This window comes from Achromobacter sp. ACM04, assembly GCF_014851465.1.
Taxonomy (GTDB): Bacteria; Pseudomonadota; Gammaproteobacteria; order Burkholderiales; family Burkholderiaceae_B; genus Achromobacter; species Achromobacter aegrifaciens.
Map to the genome: position 1 here is coordinate 545,244 of NZ_JACUZS010000005.1, position 19,554 is coordinate 564,797.

General features: G+C 66.8%; 20 protein-coding genes and 1 riboswitch. Of the genes, 10 read left to right on the top strand and 10 right to left on the bottom strand.

What is annotated here, in order from left to right; genetic code table 11:
• Nucleotide 1 precedes the first annotated feature (1 nt).
• On the top strand, nt 2–856 hold the full coding sequence (locus tag IB259_RS27895; protein WP_175160137.1) for an ABC transporter permease: 855 nt from the start codon (nt 2–4) through the stop codon (nt 854–856).
• A 111-nt stretch (nt 857–967) separates the two neighbouring features.
• Nucleotides 968–1,747 (top strand): SDR family oxidoreductase, encoded by a 780-nt coding sequence (locus IB259_RS27900; RefSeq protein ID WP_192330697.1) that lies wholly within the window; start codon nt 968–970, stop codon nt 1,745–1,747.
• 37 nt (nt 1,748–1,784) lie between these two features.
• Here IB259_RS27900 and ilvB read toward each other — a convergent pair whose 3' ends face one another.
• Nucleotides 1,785–3,605: a biosynthetic-type acetolactate synthase large subunit gene (ilvB, locus tag IB259_RS27905; RefSeq protein WP_119449794.1), complete on the bottom strand. Its 1,821-nt coding sequence runs from the start codon at nt 3,603–3,605 to the stop codon at nt 1,785–1,787.
• A gap of 93 nt (nt 3,606–3,698) precedes the next feature.
• Between ilvB and IB259_RS27910 the strand changes: the two genes are divergently transcribed.
• Nucleotides 3,699–4,169, top strand: a complete 471-nt coding sequence (locus IB259_RS27910; protein ID WP_013390823.1) for an Lrp/AsnC family transcriptional regulator — start codon at nt 3,699–3,701, stop codon at nt 4,167–4,169.
• Between the two features lie 8 nt (nt 4,170–4,177).
• On the opposite strand, the gene IB259_RS27915 is transcribed toward IB259_RS27910, so the two are convergent.
• Nucleotides 4,178–5,098 (bottom strand): bestrophin family protein, encoded by a 921-nt coding sequence (locus tag IB259_RS27915; RefSeq protein ID WP_054455719.1) that lies wholly within the window; start codon nt 5,096–5,098, stop codon nt 4,178–4,180.
• A 104-nt stretch (nt 5,099–5,202) separates the two neighbouring features.
• Here IB259_RS27915 and IB259_RS27920 point away from each other — a divergent pair, with 104 nt between their 5' ends.
• Nucleotides 5,203–5,724 carry an SET domain-containing protein gene (locus tag IB259_RS27920; RefSeq protein ID WP_054455721.1) on the top strand — a complete coding sequence of 174 codons (522 nt, stop codon included), beginning with the start codon at nt 5,203–5,205 and terminating at the stop codon, nt 5,722–5,724.
• A 110-nt stretch (nt 5,725–5,834) separates the two neighbouring features.
• Nucleotides 5,835–5,989: riboswitch (FMN riboswitch) on the top strand.
• A 111-nt stretch (nt 5,990–6,100) separates the two neighbouring features.
• Nucleotides 6,101–6,820: a 3,4-dihydroxy-2-butanone-4-phosphate synthase gene (ribB, locus tag IB259_RS27925; RefSeq protein WP_013390820.1), complete on the top strand. Its 720-nt coding sequence runs from the start codon at nt 6,101–6,103 to the stop codon at nt 6,818–6,820.
• A gap of 38 nt (nt 6,821–6,858) precedes the next feature.
• Here the strand turns inward: ribB and IB259_RS27930 are convergent, their stop codons facing one another.
• Complete coding sequence (locus IB259_RS27930) at nt 6,859–8,058, bottom strand: arabinose transporter (protein WP_192330699.1); 1,200 nt, start codon at nt 8,056–8,058, stop codon at nt 6,859–6,861.
• Nucleotides 8,059–8,207: 149 nt separating this feature from the next.
• On the opposite strand from IB259_RS27930, the gene IB259_RS27935 reads away from it, so the two are divergent.
• Nucleotides 8,208–8,885, top strand: coding sequence for a TetR/AcrR family transcriptional regulator (locus tag IB259_RS27935; RefSeq protein ID WP_125473684.1), 678 nt, complete (start codon nt 8,208–8,210; stop codon nt 8,883–8,885).
• Between the two features lie 21 nt (nt 8,886–8,906).
• Here the strand turns inward: IB259_RS27935 and IB259_RS27940 are convergent, their stop codons facing one another.
• From IB259_RS27940 to IB259_RS27970, 7 genes are all read right to left on the bottom strand, one after another.
• Nucleotides 8,907–9,416, bottom strand: a complete 510-nt coding sequence (locus IB259_RS27940) for a nucleoside 2-deoxyribosyltransferase (protein ID WP_054455939.1) — start codon at nt 9,414–9,416, stop codon at nt 8,907–8,909.
• A gap of 5 nt (nt 9,417–9,421) precedes the next feature.
• A complete protein-coding gene (locus IB259_RS27945) occupies nt 9,422–9,991 on the bottom strand; it encodes a flavin reductase family protein (RefSeq protein ID WP_192330701.1) in 570 nt (189 codons plus the stop codon).
• A gap of 10 nt (nt 9,992–10,001) precedes the next feature.
• The gene (locus IB259_RS27950; RefSeq protein WP_082401097.1) at nt 10,002–10,460 is read right to left on the bottom strand and encodes a nuclear transport factor 2 family protein; all 459 of its coding nucleotides are present in this window, start codon (nt 10,458–10,460) and stop codon (nt 10,002–10,004) included.
• Between the two features lie 135 nt (nt 10,461–10,595).
• Entirely contained in the window at nt 10,596–11,207 is a 612-nt protein-coding gene (locus tag IB259_RS27955) for an NAD(P)-dependent oxidoreductase (protein ID WP_054455731.1), read from the bottom strand.
• Between the two features lie 262 nt (nt 11,208–11,469).
• A complete protein-coding gene (gene panE / locus IB259_RS27960; protein ID WP_054455733.1) occupies nt 11,470–12,396 on the bottom strand; it encodes a 2-dehydropantoate 2-reductase in 927 nt (308 codons plus the stop codon).
• Nucleotides 12,397–12,447: 51 nt separating this feature from the next.
• Nucleotides 12,448–13,377 (bottom strand): DedA family protein/thiosulfate sulfurtransferase GlpE, encoded by a 930-nt coding sequence (locus tag IB259_RS27965; RefSeq protein WP_054455735.1) that lies wholly within the window; start codon nt 13,375–13,377, stop codon nt 12,448–12,450.
• Nucleotides 13,378–13,511: 134 nt separating this feature from the next.
• Nucleotides 13,512–14,153: a hypothetical protein gene (locus tag IB259_RS27970; protein ID WP_119449791.1), complete on the bottom strand. Its 642-nt coding sequence runs from the start codon at nt 14,151–14,153 to the stop codon at nt 13,512–13,514.
• 728 nt (nt 14,154–14,881) lie between these two features.
• Here IB259_RS27970 and IB259_RS27975 point away from each other — a divergent pair.
• The 4 genes from IB259_RS27975 to IB259_RS27990 are packed head-to-tail and all read left to right on the top strand — an operon-like array spanning nt 14,882 to nt 19,523.
• A complete protein-coding gene (locus IB259_RS27975) occupies nt 14,882–15,913 on the top strand; it encodes a BMP family protein (protein WP_082401099.1) in 1,032 nt (343 codons plus the stop codon).
• Complete coding sequence (locus IB259_RS27980; RefSeq protein WP_175181616.1) at nt 15,910–17,439, top strand: ABC transporter ATP-binding protein; 1,530 nt, start codon at nt 15,910–15,912, stop codon at nt 17,437–17,439. The genes IB259_RS27975 and IB259_RS27980 overlap by 4 nt, the downstream gene beginning before the upstream one ends.
• 49 nt (nt 17,440–17,488) lie before the next feature.
• Nucleotides 17,489–18,562, top strand: coding sequence for an ABC transporter permease (locus IB259_RS27985; RefSeq protein ID WP_054455738.1), 1,074 nt, complete (start codon nt 17,489–17,491; stop codon nt 18,560–18,562).
• A 10-nt stretch (nt 18,563–18,572) separates the two neighbouring features.
• On the top strand, nt 18,573–19,523 hold the full coding sequence (locus IB259_RS27990; protein ID WP_054455740.1) for an ABC transporter permease: 951 nt from the start codon (nt 18,573–18,575) through the stop codon (nt 19,521–19,523).
• The last annotated feature ends 31 nt before the right edge of the window (nt 19,524–19,554 follow it).

The window sequence follows — 19,554 nt, forward strand, 5'->3', positions numbered from 1 at the left end:
CATGACCACCTCTTACTCCGCCGATTCCCTGCAGGACCAGCTACGGCTGGACCGCCGCGCCAGCATCGCGCGCCGGCTGCGCATCACCCTGTGGCAGGTGCTGATACTTGCCGTCATCCTGGGCTCCTGGGAGATACTCACGCGCATCCCCTGGTTCGCCCAGAACACACTGTTCGATCCCTTCTTCATCAGCCAGCCCTCGCGCGTGGCCGTGCGCCTGTGGGAATGGCTGCAGCCCGGCCCGCGTTCGGTCTGGCCGCACCTGTGGCTGACCTTGCAGGCCACCATGGTGGGACTGCTGGTGGGCGTGGGCAGCGGCTTCGTGGTGGGCATGACGCTCAGCCGCAGCCGCTTCCTGGCCGACGTGTTCAATCCCTTCATCGTGGCCTTCAACTCGATGCCGCGCATCGCCTTCGTGCCGCTCATCACCATGTTCTTCGGCCTGGGCCTTGCCTCCAAGGTGGTGACGTCATGGTTCGTGGTGTTCTTCCTGGTGTTCTTCAACACCTACAAGGGCGGACGCGCAGTAGAACGCGAACTGGTGGATTTCTGCCGCACGCTGGGCGGCTCGCCGCGCCAGATCCTGTGGCGCGTGCGCATCCCGACCGCGGCCGCGTGGACCTTCGCGGCCTTGCCGAATGCCATCAGCTTTGCGCTGATCGGCGTGGTGCTGGCGGAGTTCGTCGGCTCCACTACGGGCATGGGCTATCTGATGATCACCGCGCTGGCGACGCTGAACGCCACCGACATGTTCGCGGCGGTGACGCTGCTGTCCATCGTCGGCATCGCGCTGGTTTATTGTGTGACCTGGCTGGAACGCCGGCTGCTGCATTGGGCGCCGGAATTCCGAGAATAGATAAATCCCCCCCCGCAGCGCTGCGCGCTTCCCCCCAGGGGGCGCCGCTGCGGACCGGCGGAGCCGGATCCGCGCGGCCCTGATTGAGATAGAGCACTTTGGACGACTGACATGAACACGCTGCCGTATCTGCGCAACTTCGACCTGACGGGACAAGTCGCCCTGGTGACCGGCTCGGCCCGCGGGCTGGGCTTCTGTATCGCACGCGCATTGGCCGGCTGCGGCGCGCGCGTACTGATCAATGGCCGCAACGCCGAGGCCGTCGCGGCCGCGGCGGGCGAACTGAGCGCCGCCGGCCTGGACGCGCATGGGCTGCCGTTCGACATCAGCGACGACGCCGCCATGGAACGCGCTTTCCTGGACATAGACCGCGACCACCGCCGCCTGGACATCCTGGTGAACAACGTCGGCGCGCGTAACCGCAAGACGCTGCGCGACACCAGTCCCGCCGAGATCCGCGAACTCATCGACACCGACATGGTCGCCGGCATGCTGCTGGCCAAGTTTGCCGCCGAGCGCATGGTGCGCCAGGGCAGCGGCCGCCTGATCGCCATCACCTCGGTGGTGGGCGAGCTGGCGCGCTCGGGCGATGCGGTCTATCCCGCGGCCAAGCAGGGGTTGACGGGCATGGTGCGCGCGCTGGCGGCAGAGTTCGGCGGCCACGGCATCACCAGCAACGCCATCGCGCCCGGCACCTTCGCCACCGAGACCAATGCCGCCATGGTGGCGGACCCCGATGTGGGCCCGCGCATCGCCACGCGCAATCCCATGGGACGCTGGGGCGAACCGGAAGAAATCGCGGGCGCCGCCGTATTCCTGGCGTCGCCCGCGGCGTCATATGTCAACGGGCACGTGCTGGTGGTGGACGGCGGCTTGTCGATCCAGTTCTGAAGCAGGGCGCTGGGCTGCGCATGCAGCCCAGCGGCGATCAGGTCGTCTCGTCCTGATACCAGACGCCTTCGGCCAGCATCATCTTCTGATGCCCGTGCCCGGCAGGCATCATCGGGAAGCAGTTCTCCTGCGCCGCGACCGCCACGTCCAGGAAGTAGGGGCCGTCATGCGCCAGGCATTCGGCGAGCGCGGCATCCAGCTTTGCCGGATCGTCCACGCGGGCCGCGCCCCAGCCGAAGGCGCGGGCCAACGCCACGAAGTCGGGCAGCGAGGCGTTGTAGCTGTGGCTGTAGCGCCCGCCGTGGATCAGCTCCTGCCATTGCCGCACCATGCCCATGTAGCCGTTGTTGCACAACACGACCTTGACGGGCGTCTGGTGCTGCATGGCGGTGGACAGTTCCTGGATGTTCATCAGCACCGACGCGTCGCCGCTGACGCAGACCACGGTCTTGTCCGGATGGGCGACCTGCGCGCCGATGGCGGCGGGCACGCCATAGCCCATGGTGCCGGCGCCGCCGGAGGTCAGCCAGCGGTTGGGCTTGTCGAAGCGCAGGTACTGCGCGGCCCACATCTGGTGCTGGCCCACGTCGGTGGAAACGATGGCATCGCGGTCGGACAGCGCGTCGTTCAGGCGCGCCATCAGATGCTGCGGCAGGATCGCGTCGGCCGCCGGGGTATAGCCCAGGCAGTCCTGGGCGCGCCAGGCGTCGATACGCTTGTACCAGGGCGCCAGCCGCGCCGCGTCCATGGGTTCCTCGCCGAGTTCGGCGCGCAGCGCGCGCACCAGCGGCAGGCAGTCGCCCACCAGCGCCACATCCACGCGCACCACCTTGTTGATGGAAGCCGGGTCGATGTCGATGTGGATCTTGCGCGCATGCGGGCAGAACTCCGACAGCTTGCCTGTGATGCGGTCGTCGAAGCGGGCGCCGATGCAGACCACCAGGTCGGCGTTGTGCATGGCCAGGTTGGCCTCGACCGTGCCGTGCATGCCCAGCATGCCGACGAACTGCGCGTCGGACGCGGGGAATGCGCCCAGGCCCATGAGGGTCAGGGTGCAGGGCGCGCCGGTGTGGCGCACCAGGTCGGTAAAGGCCTCGCAGGCCTCGGGGCCGGCGTTCACCAGCCCGCCGCCGCCGTAGAAGATGGGGCGCTTGGCCTGCGCGATCAAGGCGGCGGCGCGACGCACGGCCGACTGCGGCAGCTTGGGCGCCAGCTTGCCCGCCTGGCGGCGTGCGCGCAGCGCGGCCAGCTTCTGTTGCGAGGGCACGGCATCATCGTCCGCGTCGCGAGGCACGGCCAGCTGCACGTCCTTGGGGAAGTCCAGCAGCACCGGGCCGGGGCGGCCCTGGCGGGTCAGCTCAAAAGCGCGGGCCGTCACCGCTGCCACGTCGTCCACCGAACGGACCTGCGTATTCCATTTGGTCACGGAGCGAGAGATGCCGATGGCGTCGCACTCCTGGAAGGCGTCCGTGCCGATGGCGGCCGTGGCAACCTGGCCGCTGATACAGAGCACCGGGATCGAATCGCACATGGCATCCAGCAGGCCGGACGTGGTGTTGGCCATGCCCGGACCGGAAGTGACGAAGACCACGCCGGTGCGGCCGGTGCTGCGAGCATAGCCTTCGGCAGCATGCACGGCGGCCTGTTCGTGCCGTACCAGCACGTGGCGCAGGCGCGGCTCGGCGTACAGGGCGTCGTACAGCGGCAGCACCGCGCCGCCGGGGTACCCGAAAATGGTATCCACGCCACACGCGATCAGCGTATCGAGCAGAATTTTTGCCCCGTTGTCAGCGGGGCGTTCAGTGGCGGCAAGCGCGGCGGCGGCGGTGGGGTGCAGGCGATCGTTCATGCTATCTATCTTATTCGTAGATCGGAAGAATATTTATCTTCTTTTCCACGGATAACCGCCGGACGGAGTAAATTTATCTTTGATTTTAAGGAATCAAAGAAAATGAACCTGGACAAATTTGATCTCGCCATACTCAAGGTGCTGCAGGACAACGCGCGCGCCAGCCTGAACGACATCGGCGCGGCGGTGGGCCTGTCGTCCACACCGTGCTGGAACCGCATCAAGCGCATGGAAAGCGCAGGCGTCATCCGCGGCTATACGGTGGACATCGATCCGGCCAGCCTGGGCTTCATGGACACAGTGATCGTCCACGTCACCCTGGAGAGCCACAGCGAGGAAACGCTGTATGAGTTCGGCCGGGCGCTGGCGCAGATACCCGAGGTCCTCGAAGCCTTCCTGGTCTCGGGCGACTACGACTATTACATCCGCATCGCCGTGCGCGACACCCGCGACTACGAACGGCTGCTGCGCGAACAGCTCTACCGCATCCCGGGCATCCGGCACAGCAAATCCTGCTTCGTGCTGCGCCGGTTGAAGGAAACCAAGCTGCCTTTGACGGGATTGGCGGAATAGGCTCCGCCCTAGCGCAGCACGAAATCCACCGGCACGGCGGGCTCGGGCAGAGGCCGCACGCCCAGGCCTTCCAGGAGGTCGATCTCGATCACCCGGGCCAGCGCCGACAGCGGCAGGTCGTTCTCGTCGGAGCCGAAGGGGTCTTCCAGTTCATCACCCACCGCGTCCAGGCCGAAGAAGGTGTAGGCCACGATGGTGACGGCCGCCGGCATCATGTATTCCAGCGTGCCCACCAGGCCGAAGGGCAGCAACAGGCAGAACAGCCAGGCCGTGCGATGCAGCAGCAGCGAATAGGCGAAGGGCGAGGGCGTGAACTTGATGCGCTCGCAAGCCGCCTGGATGGCGGCGCAGGCGGCCACGCGCTGGGTCAGGGCCTGGTACAGGATGTCGCTCAGCTCCCCTCGCCGCAGACAGGCCGCCAGGTCGCGGTTGATGGCCATGAGCAGGGCGTCAGGCACGTTGCGGCAGCCGTTGAGGGTCTCGGCCTCGTCCTGCTGCACCCAGGGGCGCGCGGCCGAAGCCATGTCTTCCTGACGCAGCCGCGCCGCCAGCGCGTAGCCGAAGCCGATGCAACGGCGCACGATGCGTTCCTGCACCGGATTGGCGGTGCTGGCCGCCAGCAGCACCGCGCTTTCGCGCGCCAGGCTGCGCGCCTGCACGATCAGTTCGCCCCATTGCTTGCGCGCTTCCCACCAGCGGTCGTAGCAGACGTTGTTGCGAAAGCCCATGAACACGGACAGGGCCAGGCCGAACAGCGAGAACGGCACCGCCGACAGATGGGCGGGCGAGAACCATGCCTGGTGGTACATCCACACCACGAAGCAGGACAGCGCCGTGATGACGAGGATGCGGCTGAGGATCCGCGGGATGATGGACCCGCGCAAGACAAAGAACAAAGCCAGCGCGGAAGGACGCGGACGGACAATCATGGTGCTAACCGGAGGAACAAGGCGGCGCACACTATACGCCCATCAAGCTGTCAAAAACGCGCCGATATAATTCTGTTTCGTCTCACCGCCACTTCCATCGAGCAATGACCAACGAAGACACCCCGATCAAGCCCTGGTATGCCGTCCGCCGCTCCAAGCTGCACGGCAACGGCGTCTTCGCCGCGCGCAAGATTCCCGCGGGCACGCGCATCATCGAGTACGGCGGCGAACGCATCAGCGCCAAGGAAGCCGACCGCCGTCATCCGACCAATCCGGACGATCCCTTCCACACTTTCTTCTTCGCACTGAGCTCCGGCCGCGTGATCGACGGCGGCGACCAGGGCAATGACGCGCGCTGGATCAACCATTCCTGCCAGCCCAACTGCGAAGCCCAGGAAGGCAAGCACGGCAAGCGCGTCTACATCGTCGCGCTGCAGGACATTCCGCGCGGCACCGAGCTGTCGTATGACTACGGCCTGGTGCTGGACGGCCGCATCACCAAGAAACTGAAGGAAGGCTACCGCTGCCTCTGCGGCACGCCGCCGTGCCGCGGCACCATGCTGGCGCTGCCGGCCAAGAAGAAAAAGAAAGCCGACGAGCCCGAGGCCGTCGAAGCCGGCGCCTGAGCATCGGCGGGGTCCGACCCCGCCCCCCGAAGACCCCAGGCGCAGCAAGCGTATTCCGGCCCCAGCCCCGGACAGGCGTACAATCCGCAAGGTCGTTAACACGACATGCAGTACGTCTTCAGGGCGGGGTGTAATTCCCCACCGGCGGTATGCCATGCAATATGGCGAGCCCGCGAGCGCCCGGCGTCCTTCACGGACACCGGGGTCAGCAGATCTGGTGAGATGCCAGGGCCGACGGTCATAGTCCGGATGAGAGAAGATGTGCCGGCACAACGGTAGCACCGGGCGCACCCGCGCCCGGACTGCCGTATTGCGTTCGGCTGTCGAGTAGCCCTGAAACGTTTTTCGCCCCTTTCAACTTGCGAGAGCGTTTCAAATGTCCAACGTTACCCTTACCCCGCAGTCCCCCATCCCCAGCCTGGCTTCGCAGCCTTTTGCCGCCCGCTTGCAGCGCGCCCTGCATCATCTGCGCCTGGGCCGTCCCGTCATTCTCATGGACGATTTCGACCGCGAGAACGAAGCCGACCTGATCGTGGCCGCCGACAAGCTGACCGTACCCGTGATGGCGCAGCTGATTCGCGACGGCAGCGGCATCGTCTGCCTGTGCCTCCCCGGCGAAACCCTGGACCGGCTTGAATTGCCCCCCATGGTCCAGCGCAACCAGAGCCGCTTTGCCACCGCCTTCACCGTTTCCATCGAAGCGCGCGAAGGAGTCAGCACCGGCGTGTCGGCCGTGGACCGCGTCACCACCATCCGCGCCGCCATTTCGCCGTCGGCGCAAAGCGATGACATCGTCAGCCCGGGCCATGTGTTCCCGCTGCGCGCCCAGCCGGGCGGCGTGCTGACCCGCCGCGGCCACACCGAAGGCTCGGTGGACCTGGCCGTGCTGGCCGGCCTGCGCCCGGCCGGCGTACTGTGCGAACTGATGAATGCCGACGGCACGATGATGCGCGGCGCCGCGCTTGAGCGCTATGCCGCGCAGCACGGACTGGTGGCGCTGACCATCGCGGAACTGGCCGACCATCTGCAACAGCTGAAGGACGGCCAGGCCGAGGCGATCGACGACGAAGTGCTGGAGATGGCCGCGACGGTCTGATCTTGAGCAGGCGGCGCCGGAACCGGCGGCCGCCTTTTTTACCTACGCGTCCTGAGCGCCATGGCGACGACCATCGCCGCCAGCGCGCACGCGCCGCCCATCGCATACACCGCGCCATAGCCTTGCTCGCCGGCCAGCCAGCCCGCCGCCGGACTGCTCAGTCCCAAAGCCACGTCCAGGAAGGCCACATACGCCCCCATGGCAGCGCCCCGGCTGGCCGCCGGCACGCGGCGCACGGCTTCCACGCCAAAAGCGGGGAATGCCAGCGAATAGCCCGCGCCCGTCAGCAGCGCGCCGGCATAGGCCCATGCCGGCGTGGTTCCGGTCCAGATCAGCCACTGCCCCGCCGCTTCAATCAGCACGCACACCAGCGCCACGCGCGCGCCGCCCAGCTTGTCCGGCAGGCCGGCAAAGAACACCCGCGCCAGGATGAAGCCCACGCCGAACGCAGTGAACATCCACGCTGCGCCATCCCAACCACGCTGCGAAAACAGCAGGCTGACGAACGCAGTGATCACGCCAAAGCCGACGCTGGCCAGCGCCAGGCCTGCGCCGGGCAGCAGCACCAGACCCAGCACTTTGTAGAAAGGCGTACGCACGCCGCCTGCCGCACGCACCCCGCGCAAAGGCAGCACCAGCGCCAGGGCCGCCAGGGGAATCAGCGCCGTGGCCCAGGCGATACCCGCAAAGCCCGTGACGCCGTAGAGCCGCATGCCGGCGGGCGCGCCCAGCGCATAGGCGGCGTAGATCGCCACGCCGACCCAGGCCATCACGCGGCCCGCGTTCTGCGGCCCCACGCGGCCCACGCCCCAACTCAGGGCGCCGGTGACGATCAGGCTTTCGGCGCAGCCCATCAGCGCGCGTCCGGCCAAGAGCGCGGCCAGCGCCGCCTGCGGCCGCGCCGACAGGTCATCGGCCAGCAGATAGAACAGGCCCGCGATGGAGCCCAGCACAAAACCGCCCACCACCGCGCGCTTGGCGCCGCGGCGGTCGGCAAGCGAGCCCGCATAGGCGCGCGACAACAGGGCGGCGGCGAACTGCAGGCCGGCCACCACCCCGACCACCAGCGCGCCCAGCGCCAGCGTGCCGTCCACATACAGAGGCAGCACCGGCATGGGCAGGCCAATCATGAAGAACCCGACGAATACCGCCAGCGCGAGCGGCAGCACTTGCGCGAAGACAGAGCGCACGGGCCCCTGGGCCGCGGGCATGGCCCCGGCCGTCGATGAATGCGACATTGAATTTCCTTAAGTGAGAGATGCGCAAACCGGAACCAGTTTGAAAACCGCCGATGGCATAATCCCCGTGTGCGGGCGATGAACCGGATTGCCTGCTGGAAATTTTATGAGCCATTGCTCATATTCGATACTCGCCTTTCACAGTACCCATGACCGCCATTCCACAGCCCCGGAAATCGCCGCGCCAGCTCAGATCCCAGCACACCGTAGAGACGATTTTGCAAGCCACGGCTCGCGTTCTGGCCACCCACGGCTATGCGGGCACCAATACCAATCTGATCGCGGAAACTGCCGGCGTCAGCGTCGGCTCGCTGTATCAGTACTTCCCCAACAAGAACGCCCTGATCGCGGCGCTGCACAACCGCCACGACAACCAGATGCTGGACGTCATCGACTCGGTCCTGGACAGCAATCCCGCGGCCACGCTGCGCGAGCGCGTCGCGGCCATCGTCGAGGCGATGCTGCACGCCCACCTGCTGGAACCCGCACTGCACCGCGTGCTGGAAAGGGAGTTTCCGCTGTTCGACCAGCCGCACGAACACAGCCGCGCGGACCAGGATATCCACAGGCGCATGCGCCACCTTCTGGAACTGCATCGCGCCGAAATCGCGCAGCAGGACCGGGATCTGGCGACCTATGTGGTGTTGCGCATCATGGAGTCACTGGTGCATGCCGCGGCGCTGGAACCGCCCGCGGGATTCTCGACGCAGCAGTTGGAACAGGCCGTGGTCAACGCGGTGATGGGATACCTGGGCGAACCCGCCGCGCGCCGCGCGCCGCCGAAGGCAGCGAAGGCAGCAAAGGCAGCGAAAACGGCGCGCAGCTAGCCGCGCCATGGTTCGGGACGGTCAGCGTCCCGGTTCGCGGGCCATCTGCGCCAGGCAGTCGGCGGCGCTGCCCGTGACGATGCGGGCGCTGCACGCCAGCATCAGATTCAGGTTCAGGCCGAAGTCTTCCACGGTGTAGCCCTCGGCATCGACCATGCGCGATGCGCCGTCGTCTGCCGCAGCCCCCACCGCCACCTGATCGATCAACGAGCCTGCCTGGCCGGTGTAAGCCCATACCGGCTTGCCGCAGGCGATGGCGTAGCCGACTTCAAATGCCGTGCCCGAATCGGGTTCGGCGCCGCGAAACGGATTGAGGTTCGCCATCACCATGTCCGCGCGCCGGATGAGCGCGACGTTCTCGCGATAGATCCATTGGGCCAGCGCCTGGCCGGACAAGCCCTGCGGCGCTTCATTGTCCAGCGGAAACAGGCCGTCGAAACCGTAGGTGGCGCACAGCGCCTTCAAGCGTTTGCCGTGCGCCGCCGCATCAGGCAGGAACACGTCGAAACCCGCCAGATATACGCTGCGCATCATGGTTACTCCGGATCGGAAACGTTGAAGGCTTCGCCGGTGGCGAAGAAGGAGCCGCCCGCCACGTAATGGACCGAACGGCGCTCGTCGTCGGGGAAATGCCAGCGATTGCCGGAAAACACTTCAGGCGCGGCCCACGCGGCCACGACTTCGCCGATGAAGAGGTCGTAGGCCTGCTGGTTGTGCGGTTCGGGCACGACGCGGCATTCCAGCCAGCCCAGGCAACCGCTGATGAGCGGCGCGCCGATCTTGCTGGCGGGGAAGGTCGTCAGGCCGCTGGCCTGGAATTTGTCTTCGTCGCGCCCGGAATCGGTGCCCACCCGCAGCGTGGCGCGGGCCTGCGCGCGCGACGGGATGCACAGCGCGAATTCGCCCGACGCCTCGATCAGACCGCGCGTGTAGGTGTTCTTGTCCACCACCACCAGCATCTTGGGCGGACTGAAGTCCAGGGGCATGGCCCAGGCGGCCGCCATGACGTTGCGCGCAGCGCCATGGGCGCTGGTCACCAGCACCGTGGGGCCGTGGTTCAGCAGTAGATAGGCGCGGGACAGGTCTACGGGTTCGATGCTGGACATGCGGCGCTTCCTAGAACATGCCGTTCTTGTTGGCGGGGTTCTCGGGGATTTCCTGGCTCACGTCCCAGTGTTCCACGATCTTGCCGTCTTCCACGCGGAAGATGTCCATGACGGCCTGGCCCCGGTCTTCCGGTGAATCGCGCCACAGGTTGTGGATCAGCACCAGGTCGCCCTCGGCGATCACGCGCTTGATTTCAACGATGGACTGCGGATGCTGTTCGAAATAGGCGGGAAAGAAATCCACCAGCGGACCAACGCCATCCTGCATATAGGGGTTGTGCTGGACGTAGTTCGGGCTGACGTACAGGCGCACCGCCTCGTCGACGTCGCGGTCCTGGAACATCATGCGAAAGAACGCCACCACGAGGTCCTTGTTGGACTGGGGTGCGGCCGCGCTAGCCGGCGCGGCTGCCAGACAGGTGGCGGCAACCAGCAGACATAGGGCCAACGATTTCAACTTCATACGCATACGGGGCAAACTCAGGTGTCGGAACGCCGGCTGGCGGTGCGCCAGTTTACAAACAAAAACATGGATTCCGGGCCTAGGCCCCCAATGGAAAAGGGCCTCTTGCCGAGGCCCTTCGTGATCCGCGGACGGCCAGGATCAATAGCCGACGGTATAGCGGCGGCGCGAATGCTTGGGCGTCTCGAGTTCATCGACCAGCGCAATGGCATAGTCTTCCATCGAGATCCAGCTCTTGCCTTCGTCATCGGCCAGCAGGGTGTCATCGCCCAAACGGAACTGGCCGGTGCGCTCGCCCGGCTCGAACAGCGCCGAAGGCGACAGGAAGGTCCAGTTCAGCACTTTTTCATGGCGCAGCGTGTCCAGGAACACCACGCCGGCGCGCGCCTCGGGCTTGTAGGCATCGGGGAATTCGGGGGTGTCGATCAGCATCTTGCCTGGGGCGACCAGCAGGCTGCCCGCGCCGCCGACCACCAGCAGGCGCGGCACGCCCGCGTCCTTCACGGCGCTCAGGAGCGGCTTGGCGTCCGACGATACGAAGCGCGACGCGCTGATCACGGCGTCGTGGCCCTTCAGCAACGAGGTCAGCGCTTCGGGATCGGTGGCGTCGCCCTGCTTGATGGTCAGGCCGAGCTGCGGATTCACGTCGGACAGGTTGCGGGCGATGCCCGTGACCTGGTGGCCGCGCTTGAGCAATTCGTCCGCCACGCGCGAACCCACGCGGCCGGTGATTCCGATCAATGCAACTTTCATGGTCTTGCTCCTTGGGTAGGGGAGCCAGGGCCGCCGCAACTTGCGGCGCAACGCTCCGGCTCAGGCAAAGCCATACTATTCGTACAAATCCGATCAAAAAACCCGTAAAACCGGATGAGTTTTTTGCAATTTATGCACCAATACCTGGCAAACCCGCCCGGAACGAACCGAAGAGGCAGCCCTGCCGGCGTCTTCGCCGCCGTCAGGCCAGTGTGCTCCCGGCGGCCCCGCTTGAACAGGGGGCCGCCAGACAGGGCGGCGTTCAGGCCGCGGCGCGCTGCGCCTGGTAGACCTGCAGATGCGCGTAAGCCGTGCGCAGGTAGGTCGCGTCCACGCCCAGGGTGCGGGCGCGCCGCACCATGTCGCCGACGATGTGGTCGGCCTCCACCGGCAGTCCCTGGCTCAGGTCGCGGAACATCGACGCGGTGACGGGCTGGGTACGGTCGGTAATCAGCTTGCGCGCCGAGGCGTCAGCCTCCGGCCGCACGGCGTGGCCCGACGCCGCGGCAACGGCCTGCGATTCCTGCAGCAGCCCGCTCATGATGTCGATGCCGTCGTCGGTAGAGGCAATCTGCCCGACCGAGCCGCGCATCAGGCAGGTGGCTGCGGCCAGCGTGGTCAGGAACACGTATTTTTCCCAGATGTCCTGGTAGATGTCGGTGCTCAGGCGGCTGACGTATTCGCCGCCGGCCAGGGCCTGTTCCAGCGCGACGCAGCGTTCGCTGCGGGCGGGGCCGGCGCGCTCGCCGAAGACGATGTTGGCGTACTTGCCCAGATGCACCACTTCGCCCTCGGGGCCCAGGGTGGCGTTGATCTGGCACAGTCCGCCCAGCACACGATGCGGCTCGAATTCGCGGTCCAGCACGTCGTACTGCAGCACGCCGTTCATGATGGGCAGCACGGCGGTATCGGGCCCGACCGCGGGACGGATGGCCTCGATGGCGCTGGCCAGGTCATAGGCCTTGCAGCTCAGCACCACCACGTCGTAGCTGCCTTGCAGGGTCTGTTGCGTGACCAGCTGCGGCTGCAGCGTGGCATCGCCCAGCGGGCTCTTGATGCGCAGGCCCTGTTCGCGGATCCGCGCGGCGCGCGGCTCGCGCACCAGGAAGGTCACGTCCGCGCCCGCCTGGGCCGCCCGTCCGCCAAAGTAGCCGCCGGTGCCGCCGGCGCCCAAGAACAAAATCCGCATGCCTGTCTCTCCTTGTAGGCCGCCCGCCGTCTGCGCGGGCTCATGGCGGAATTATGCGCCTTGCGGGGGGAGCGGGTGTTCGTGCTCCTGCCAGGCTTGGTAACCGCCGCGCAAGGCCCAGGTCTTGGGGTAGCCCGCGGCGCGCAGCCGCGACGCCAGCAGCGCGGCCGACACCTCGTTGGGGCAGGCGCAGTACACGACGATGTCGGATTCCAGCGCCTGGGCATCCAGCCGGGGCAAGGGCGCTTTCAGGTCCACGGCGATGGCGCCGGGGATGCGCTGCTCTTCGCGCACCGCCTCGGGGCGCACGTCGAACACCAGCGCATTGCGGCCGTCCTGGCGCCACTGCATCAGCTCGTCCACCGACAGGCGCGGAATCACGCGCAGGCTGCGCAGCAGGATCCGGCGCCGCAGGAAGCGCGCCAGGATGTACAGCGCCAGCACCGCCGCCAGCACGCCCAGCCCCATCGCACCGTAGGTGCCTAGGATTTCCAGCACATCGTTGACCACGTTGTGGAACAGGCCGCCCAGCAGCAGGGCCGAACCCGACCAGATCAAGGAGCCCACGATGTCGTAGCCCAGGAAACGGCGGTAGGGCGTACCCGTCAGGCCCGCCATCACGGTGGACAACGCCCCCGCGCCAGGCAGGAACTTGCACACCAGCAGCGCGCGCACGCCGATGCGCAGGTACAGGCGCTGCGTCTGCCGGATGCAGGAGTCCTGCGACAGCGACATCTTGCAGATCACGCCCAACAGGCGCGAGCCGTAGCGCTGGCCGGCCACGTACCAGAGGCTGTCGGCCAGCAGGCAGGCAACCGTAGCCGCCATCCAGGGCACGAGCCACCCACCCGCGCCGGCCAGCGCGCCGGCGGCAATCAGCATGGGATAGGCGGGCACCGGCAGGCCGGCCTGCTCGACCAGCACGTTGGCGAACACCAGCCACCCGCCGTACTGTTCCAGCAGCAGTTGTATATCTTGCATGGGTCTTCCAGCTTGCCGCGCCACGCGCGCGGCTCATGCCTGGGATTTTAGGCGCGCGGGCCCTGGATCGGGGTGTGGGCAGCCGCAACGGCCCGTTCCATGCATCGAATTTCGTTCAGTCTGGGCTGGACGGTTCAAATCGCCGCGCATTCAGCCCATCTCGCTGGCAAGGAGTCGTGATGGACGAGCCAGCGGTTGATGCCCGGATCGATCCAATCCAGGACCTCCTGGATATCGCCATGGATATCCTTCACCGAAGGCTCTACCCACAGCAGCGGTTCATGGTGCATGACCCGGTTGCGCAAATCCCGAATGCGGTTCAGGGACGAACTGATCGGGCCACGTCGGCGCTTGGCTTTCGGACAGGTGGGAAAGGCCAGGAGGAGGCGCCCCCATAACGTGCGCCCATGCTGGGCATTGAACAGCCGCGTCCACGATCCAAAAGTCAATTCGGCAACGATCTTGTCAGTAGTGACGCGTTCCCGGCGTCGCTGGATCTTGATCCCCGCGTCTCCCACCGCCACGTGCAGCCACTCGAACTCAGGGGAGGGCAGACCATTCCACCAGTCGGCGCTTCCCATCGACCTGCTCAGGCTTCGATGGACGGCGTTGCGAAGAACGATCTCCATTGTCTGCAAGGCGGGCATCAGCGCCTGCGCCAACCGGACATTGTGATCGTAGGCAACGGCCGCCCGCAACGCGTCTCCGCCATAGCTGTTCAGATAGCGCCCCATTCGCGGGGCGGAGAACACCGTTTCCCGCAGTTTCCATTCCATTAGTCCTATTCTCCCCTTCCAAGCAGGGCGCTCCTGCACCATCGCCGAAAGCTTGGTTGAAAGTCATGCTCAAAAACGGTACAGTCAACGCGCTGCCCTAGAAAAGCCACTCCCAGATGTGAATGCTGGTGATGCAACTAGGTCCGAACGATGGCCCCACTTCGGTGGGGCCTCCCTATTTGTGCGACCGATACGTCAAGTCGGCCCGCACCGCCGCCACTCTCTCAGACTGGCGTGTACCTGCCCGCTCTGTTTCCTTCGCCAGTGTGCAAACAGAGTTCAAGGCCCAATAATGAAGCGTCGCCAGGATTCTTGCCCCCTGCCCAGATGAAATTTCAGACTCCCTGAACTTTGACCTGGTTACGCACTCTGTCCACCCCTTGGCAGACACGCACCGCTCTGGTGCCACCAATCCCCGCCAGGGTGCCTATAATCCTGCCCGGCCATCAGGTTTCCCCGACTTGTCGCGGGAATGCCCCATGGCATACAAATTGCTTCGCCAGGGCTGGCTGCGAACCCGACCATTCGGATGGGTGCGCCTCCTGGCGCTCCCATCCGATGACCGATCCCACGCCCTCGTTCCCGTACGCTAGCCCCGGCACGCCTGCCAGCGGCTCCCATAGGGAACCGGGCGCTGCCGCGCGCGCAGCAGCGGCGCGCAGGACGGCGTCGAACGCGCATCGCCTCCAATTCCCATCCCTTTCCCTCCCTTCGCAGGAGTCACCCGCATGAAAGCCTCTTCCACCCCGTCCGTCGCCGGCATCGCCCGCCGCGGCCTGCTCAAGCTGGCCGCGGCCGCCGCCGGCGCGCTGATGTTCTCGGGCGCCGCCCTGGCCCAGGCGCCCGCCAAGACCAAGGTCGCCGCCATCTACACGGTGCCGGTCGAACAGCAATGGGTGTCGCGCATCCACAAGGCGCTGGTCGCGGCCCGCGATCGCGGCGAGATCGAATACACGTTCTCGGAAAACGTCACCAACGCCGACTACGAGCGCGTGATGCGCCAGTACGCGGAACAAGGCAACAAGCTGGTGGTGGGCGAGGCCTTCGCCGTGGAAGCCGCCGCCCGCAAGGTGGCCAAGGACTATCCGCAGACCGCTTTCCTGATGGGCTCCTCGGGCAAGCCGCAGCAGCCCAACTTCTCGGTGTTCGACAACTACATCCAGGAACCCGCCTACCTGACCGGCATGATCGCCGGCGGCATGAGCAAGACGGGCAAGATCGGCCTGGTGGGCGGCTACCCCATTCCTGAAGTGAACCGCCTGATGCACGCCTTCATCGAAGGCGCCAAGGAAGTGAACCCGCAGGCCGAATTCACCGTGACCTTCATCGGTTCCTGGTTCGATCCCCCGAAGGCCAAGGAAGCCGCCTTCGCCATGATCGACAAGGGCGCGGACGTGCTCTACGCCGAGCGCTTCGGCGTGTCGGACGCCGCCAAGGAACGCGGCAAGCTGGCCATCGGCAACGTCATCGACACGCAACAGCAGTATCCGGAGACCGTGGTCGCCTCGGCGCTGTGGAGCATGGAACCCACCATCGAGGAAGCGCTCAAGCAGGTGCGCGCCGGCACGTTCAAGGCCGACGACTACGGCCAGTACTCGCTGATGAAGCACAAGGGCTCGTCGCTGGCGCCGCTGGGCACCTTCGAAAGCAAGATTCCCGCCGACCTGATGGCCAAGGTCCAGGCCAAGCAGAAGGCCATCCTGGACGGCAGCTTCAGCGTCAAGGTCAACGACAAAGAACCCAAGTCCTCGGCACGATGAACCACGCGCCTCTCGCCCTGCAACTGACGGGGATCACCAAACGCTTTGGCAGCCTCACGGCCAACGACGACATATCGCTCACGCTGCGCCAGGGCGAAGTGTTGGCCTTGCTGGGCGAGAACGGCGCCGGCAAATCGACCCTGGTGTCGATCCTGTTCGGCCATTACGTGGCCGACGCCGGCAACATCGAAGTCTTTGGCCAGGCCTTGCCGGCCGGCCGGCCCGACGCCGCGCTGGCGGCCGGGGTCGGCATGGTGCATCAGCACTTCACGCTGGCCGACAACCTGACCGTGCTGGACAACATCATGGTCGGCACGGAATCGCTGTGGAAGCTGGCGTCCGGCCGCGGCAAGGCGCGCCAGCGCCTGGTTGAACTCGGCCAACGCTTCGGCCTGGGCGTGGATCCGGACGCGCGCGTCGGCACGCTGTCAGTCGGCGAGAAGCAGCGGGTCGAGATCCTGAAGGCGCTGTATCGCGGCGCGCGCGTCCTGATCCTGGACGAGCCCACCGCGGTGCTCACGCCGCAGGAAGTGCAGGACCTCTTCGCCACCCTGCGCGGCTTCGTCGATGAAGGCCTGGCCGTGATCTTCATCTCGCACAAGCTCGACGAAGTCATGGCGGTGTCGGGCCGCGTGGCGGTGCTGCGCCAGGGCAAGCTGGTGGCCGAGCGGGAAACCGCCAGCACCAGCCCGGCCGAATTGGCCGAGCTGATGGTGGGCCGCAAGGTCGTCATGCCGCACGCCGAAGCCGTGGCCGCGGCCGAGCAGGCCGCGCCCGTAGTGACCTTGTCGCAGGTGACGGTGCGCGACGGTCGCGACGGCGCGACGCGCCTGGACAGCCTCGACCTGGTTGTCCACAAGCACGAGATCGTGGCGATCGCGGGCGTGGCCGGCAACGGCCAGCAAGCACTGGTGTCGGTGCTGACCGGCCTGCGCCAACCCACCGACGGCACCATCCGCCTGGGTCCCGAACATGCGGCGGCGCCCACCACGCCGGCCGGCTGGACCGCGGCCCACGTCGGCCGCATTCCCGAAGACCGCCACGGCGAAGGCGTGATCGGCGACAGCCCCTTGTGGGAAAACGCCATCGTCGAAGACCTGAAGGACCCGCGCTTCGCGCGCTGGGGCCTGATCCGGGCGGGCGCGGGCAAAGCCTATGCCCAGGCCCTGGCCAAGCAGTTCGACGTGCGCGCCGCGTCGCTGGACGTGCGTACCCGCAGCCTGTCCGGCGGCAATATGCAGAAGCTGATCCTGGGCCGCACGCTGGCGCGCGAACCGCGCTTCATCGTGGCCGACCAGCCCACCTGGGGCCTGGACATCGGCGCGGTCGCCTATGTGCGTGAGCAGTTATTGGCGGCGCGCACCCGTGGCGCAGGCGTCCTGCTGGTATCCGAGGACCTGGAAGAGATCTTCGCGCTGGCCGACCGTATCGCCGTGCTGTGCGGCGGCAAGCTGATCGCCGTGAAGCCGGTGTCCGAATGGACGCCCGCCACGGTGGGCCTGGCCATGACGGGCACGCAGGGATGAAAACCCGCCACGTCCCGCGCGTCTCCACCCCCTACCGAGCATTACTCGCATGAAACTGATCCTGGAACGCCGCCCGGAGCCCAGCCGCCTGGCGCTGGCCCTGGCGCCCTTCGCGGCCATCGCCTTCACGCTGGCGGTCTGCACCCTGCTGGTGGCCTGGGCTGGCGCCCCCGTGGGCCGCACCTATGCCTTGCTGTTCGAAGGCGCGTTCGGCTCGCGCTTTGCGCTGTCCGAAACGCTGACCCGCGCCACTCCGCTGATGCTGACCGGCCTGGCCTGTGCAGTGGCATTCCGCGCGCGCTTCTACAACATCGGCGCCGAGGGCCAGCTATATCTGGGCGCACTGGCCGCGGTGGCGGTGGGCGGCCTGCATGACGGCACCGGCTTCGACCTGCCCGTGCCCGCGCTGTTTGCCGGCATGATGCTGGCGGCAGCCCTGGCCGGCGCCTTGCTGCTGCTGATCCCCGCCATTCTCAAGACCCGGCTGGGCGTGGATGAAGTGGTGACCACGCTGCTGGGCAACTTCATCGTGCTGCTGTTCGTGTCGATGATGCTGGACGGCCCCATGAAGGACCCCATGGCCATGGGCTGGCCGCAGTCCGTGGCGCTCAACGGCGACCTGGAGCTCGGCAAGCTGATCGAGCGCACCCGCGCCCATACCGGCCTCTTGTGGGCGGCCGGCCTGGCGCTGGGGCTGTGGCTGCTGAATCGCTATACCGTGTTCGGCTTCCAGATGCGCGCGGTCGGCGCCAACGCGCACGCCTCGCGCTTCCTGGGCTTGCCGGTGAACCGTGTGATGCTGGGCACCGCCATGCTGTCGGGCGCGCTGGCCGGCCTGGCCGGCGCGATCGAAGTGGCGGGCCGCACCGGCTACGTCACGCTCGATATGTCGCCGGGCTATGGCTACACCGGCGTGGTGGTCGCCATGCTGGCCGGCCTGCATCCGCTGGGCGTGATCCTGGCCAGCCTGTTCGTGGCCGGCATGCTGGTGGGCGCGGACAGCATGAGCCGCGCCATTGCGGTGCCGAACTACATCGCCGACGTCATCGTCGCCACTTCGTTGCTCGCCATGCTGGTCGCGACGCTATTTGCGCAGTACCGCCTGCGCCGCAACCGGGCCTGAGGAGCGCGCCATGGAATGGATGGATCTGATGAGCTCGTCGGCGTTCTGGGTGGCGGTGCTGCGCCTGGCGACGCCGCTGATACTGGGCACGCTGGGCGTGCTGCTGTGCGAGCGCGCGGGCGTGCTGAACCTGGGCATCGAAGGCATCATGGCCGCCGGCGCCTTCACCGGCTGGCTGGTGGTGTACCTGGGCGCGCCGCTCTACGTGGGCGTACTTGCAGCCGCGTTTGCGGGCGCCGTGTTCGGCCTGCTGCACGCCGTGCTGACCGTGCCGCTGGGCCTGTCGCAGCACGTGTCCGGCCTGGGCGTGACGCTACTGGCCACCAGCCTGAGCTACTTCGCCTACCGCGTCACGTTTCCCAGCGTGAACACGCCGCCCACGATCACGCCGTTTGCGGAAATGAAGTTCCTGGACGGCATTCCGCTCATCGGGCCGGTGCTGGCGGGGCAGACGCCCATGACCTTGCTGGCCCTGGCCGCAGTGCCGATACTGGCCTGGGTGCTGAACCGCACGCCCGTCGGCCTGGCGATCCGCATGGTGGGCGAAAACCCGGCCGCGGCCGAAGGGCAGGGCCTGTCGGTGACGCGCCTGCGCATGGGCGCCATCGTGGCAGGCTCCGCACTGATGGGCGTGGCCGGCAGCTTCCTGACGCTGGCGGCGTTCAACGCCTTCTTCTTCAACATGGTCAACGGCCGCGGCTGGGTTTGCGTGGCGCTGGTGGTGTTCGCGTCGTGGCGGCCCGGCAAGGCACTGCTGGGCGCGCTGATCTTCGCCTTCTTCGACGCGCTGCAATTGCGCATGCAGCAAGGCGGCGCAGCGCTGCCCGGCCTGCCGGAGCTGCCGTACCAGGTCTATCTGATGCTGCCCTACGTCCTGTCCATTCTCGCCCTGGTGGTAATGGCGCGCCGCGCCGCCTACCCGCAAGCCCTGATGAAGCCCTACCGTAAAGGTGAGCGCTGAAGGTTGCGCGCAGTACCATGAACAACAGAAA

Coding starts and splice junctions, on each gene's coding strand:
- IB259_RS27980 (WP_175181616.1), top strand. CDS start 15,910: ATGAACCACGCGCCTCTCGCCCTGCAACTGACGGGGATCACCAAACGC.
- IB259_RS27910 (WP_013390823.1), top strand. CDS start 3,699: ATGAACCTGGACAAATTTGATCTCGCCATACTCAAGGTGCTGCAGGAC.
- IB259_RS27915 (WP_054455719.1), bottom strand. CDS start 5,098: ATGATTGTCCGTCCGCGTCCTTCCGCGCTGGCTTTGTTCTTTGTCTTG.
- IB259_RS27930 (WP_192330699.1), bottom strand. CDS start 8,058: ATGTCGCATTCATCGACGGCCGGGGCCATGCCCGCGGCCCAGGGGCCC.
- IB259_RS27965 (WP_054455735.1), bottom strand. CDS start 13,377: ATGCAAGATATACAACTGCTGCTGGAACAGTACGGCGGGTGGCTGGTG.
- IB259_RS27895 (WP_175160137.1), top strand. CDS start 2: ATGACCACCTCTTACTCCGCCGATTCCCTGCAGGACCAGCTACGGCTG.
- IB259_RS27985 (WP_054455738.1), top strand. CDS start 17,489: ATGAAACTGATCCTGGAACGCCGCCCGGAGCCCAGCCGCCTGGCGCTG.
- IB259_RS27955 (WP_054455731.1), bottom strand. CDS start 11,207: ATGAAAGTTGCATTGATCGGAATCACCGGCCGCGTGGGTTCGCGCGTG.
- IB259_RS27970 (WP_119449791.1), bottom strand. CDS start 14,153: ATGGAATGGAAACTGCGGGAAACGGTGTTCTCCGCCCCGCGAATGGGG.
- IB259_RS27900 (WP_192330697.1), top strand. CDS start 968: ATGAACACGCTGCCGTATCTGCGCAACTTCGACCTGACGGGACAAGTC.
- ribB (WP_013390820.1), top strand. CDS start 6,101: ATGTCCAACGTTACCCTTACCCCGCAGTCCCCCATCCCCAGCCTGGCT.
- IB259_RS27945 (WP_192330701.1), bottom strand. CDS start 9,991: ATGTCCAGCATCGAACCCGTAGACCTGTCCCGCGCCTATCTACTGCTG.
- panE (WP_054455733.1), bottom strand. CDS start 12,396: ATGCGGATTTTGTTCTTGGGCGCCGGCGGCACCGGCGGCTACTTTGGC.
- IB259_RS27975 (WP_082401099.1), top strand. CDS start 14,882: ATGAAAGCCTCTTCCACCCCGTCCGTCGCCGGCATCGCCCGCCGCGGC.
- IB259_RS27950 (WP_082401097.1), bottom strand. CDS start 10,460: ATGCGTATGAAGTTGAAATCGTTGGCCCTATGTCTGCTGGTTGCCGCC.
- IB259_RS27990 (WP_054455740.1), top strand. CDS start 18,573: ATGGAATGGATGGATCTGATGAGCTCGTCGGCGTTCTGGGTGGCGGTG.
- IB259_RS27920 (WP_054455721.1), top strand. CDS start 5,203: ATGACCAACGAAGACACCCCGATCAAGCCCTGGTATGCCGTCCGCCGC.
- IB259_RS27935 (WP_125473684.1), top strand. CDS start 8,208: ATGACCGCCATTCCACAGCCCCGGAAATCGCCGCGCCAGCTCAGATCC.
- IB259_RS27940 (WP_054455939.1), bottom strand. CDS start 9,416: ATGCGCAGCGTATATCTGGCGGGTTTCGACGTGTTCCTGCCTGATGCG.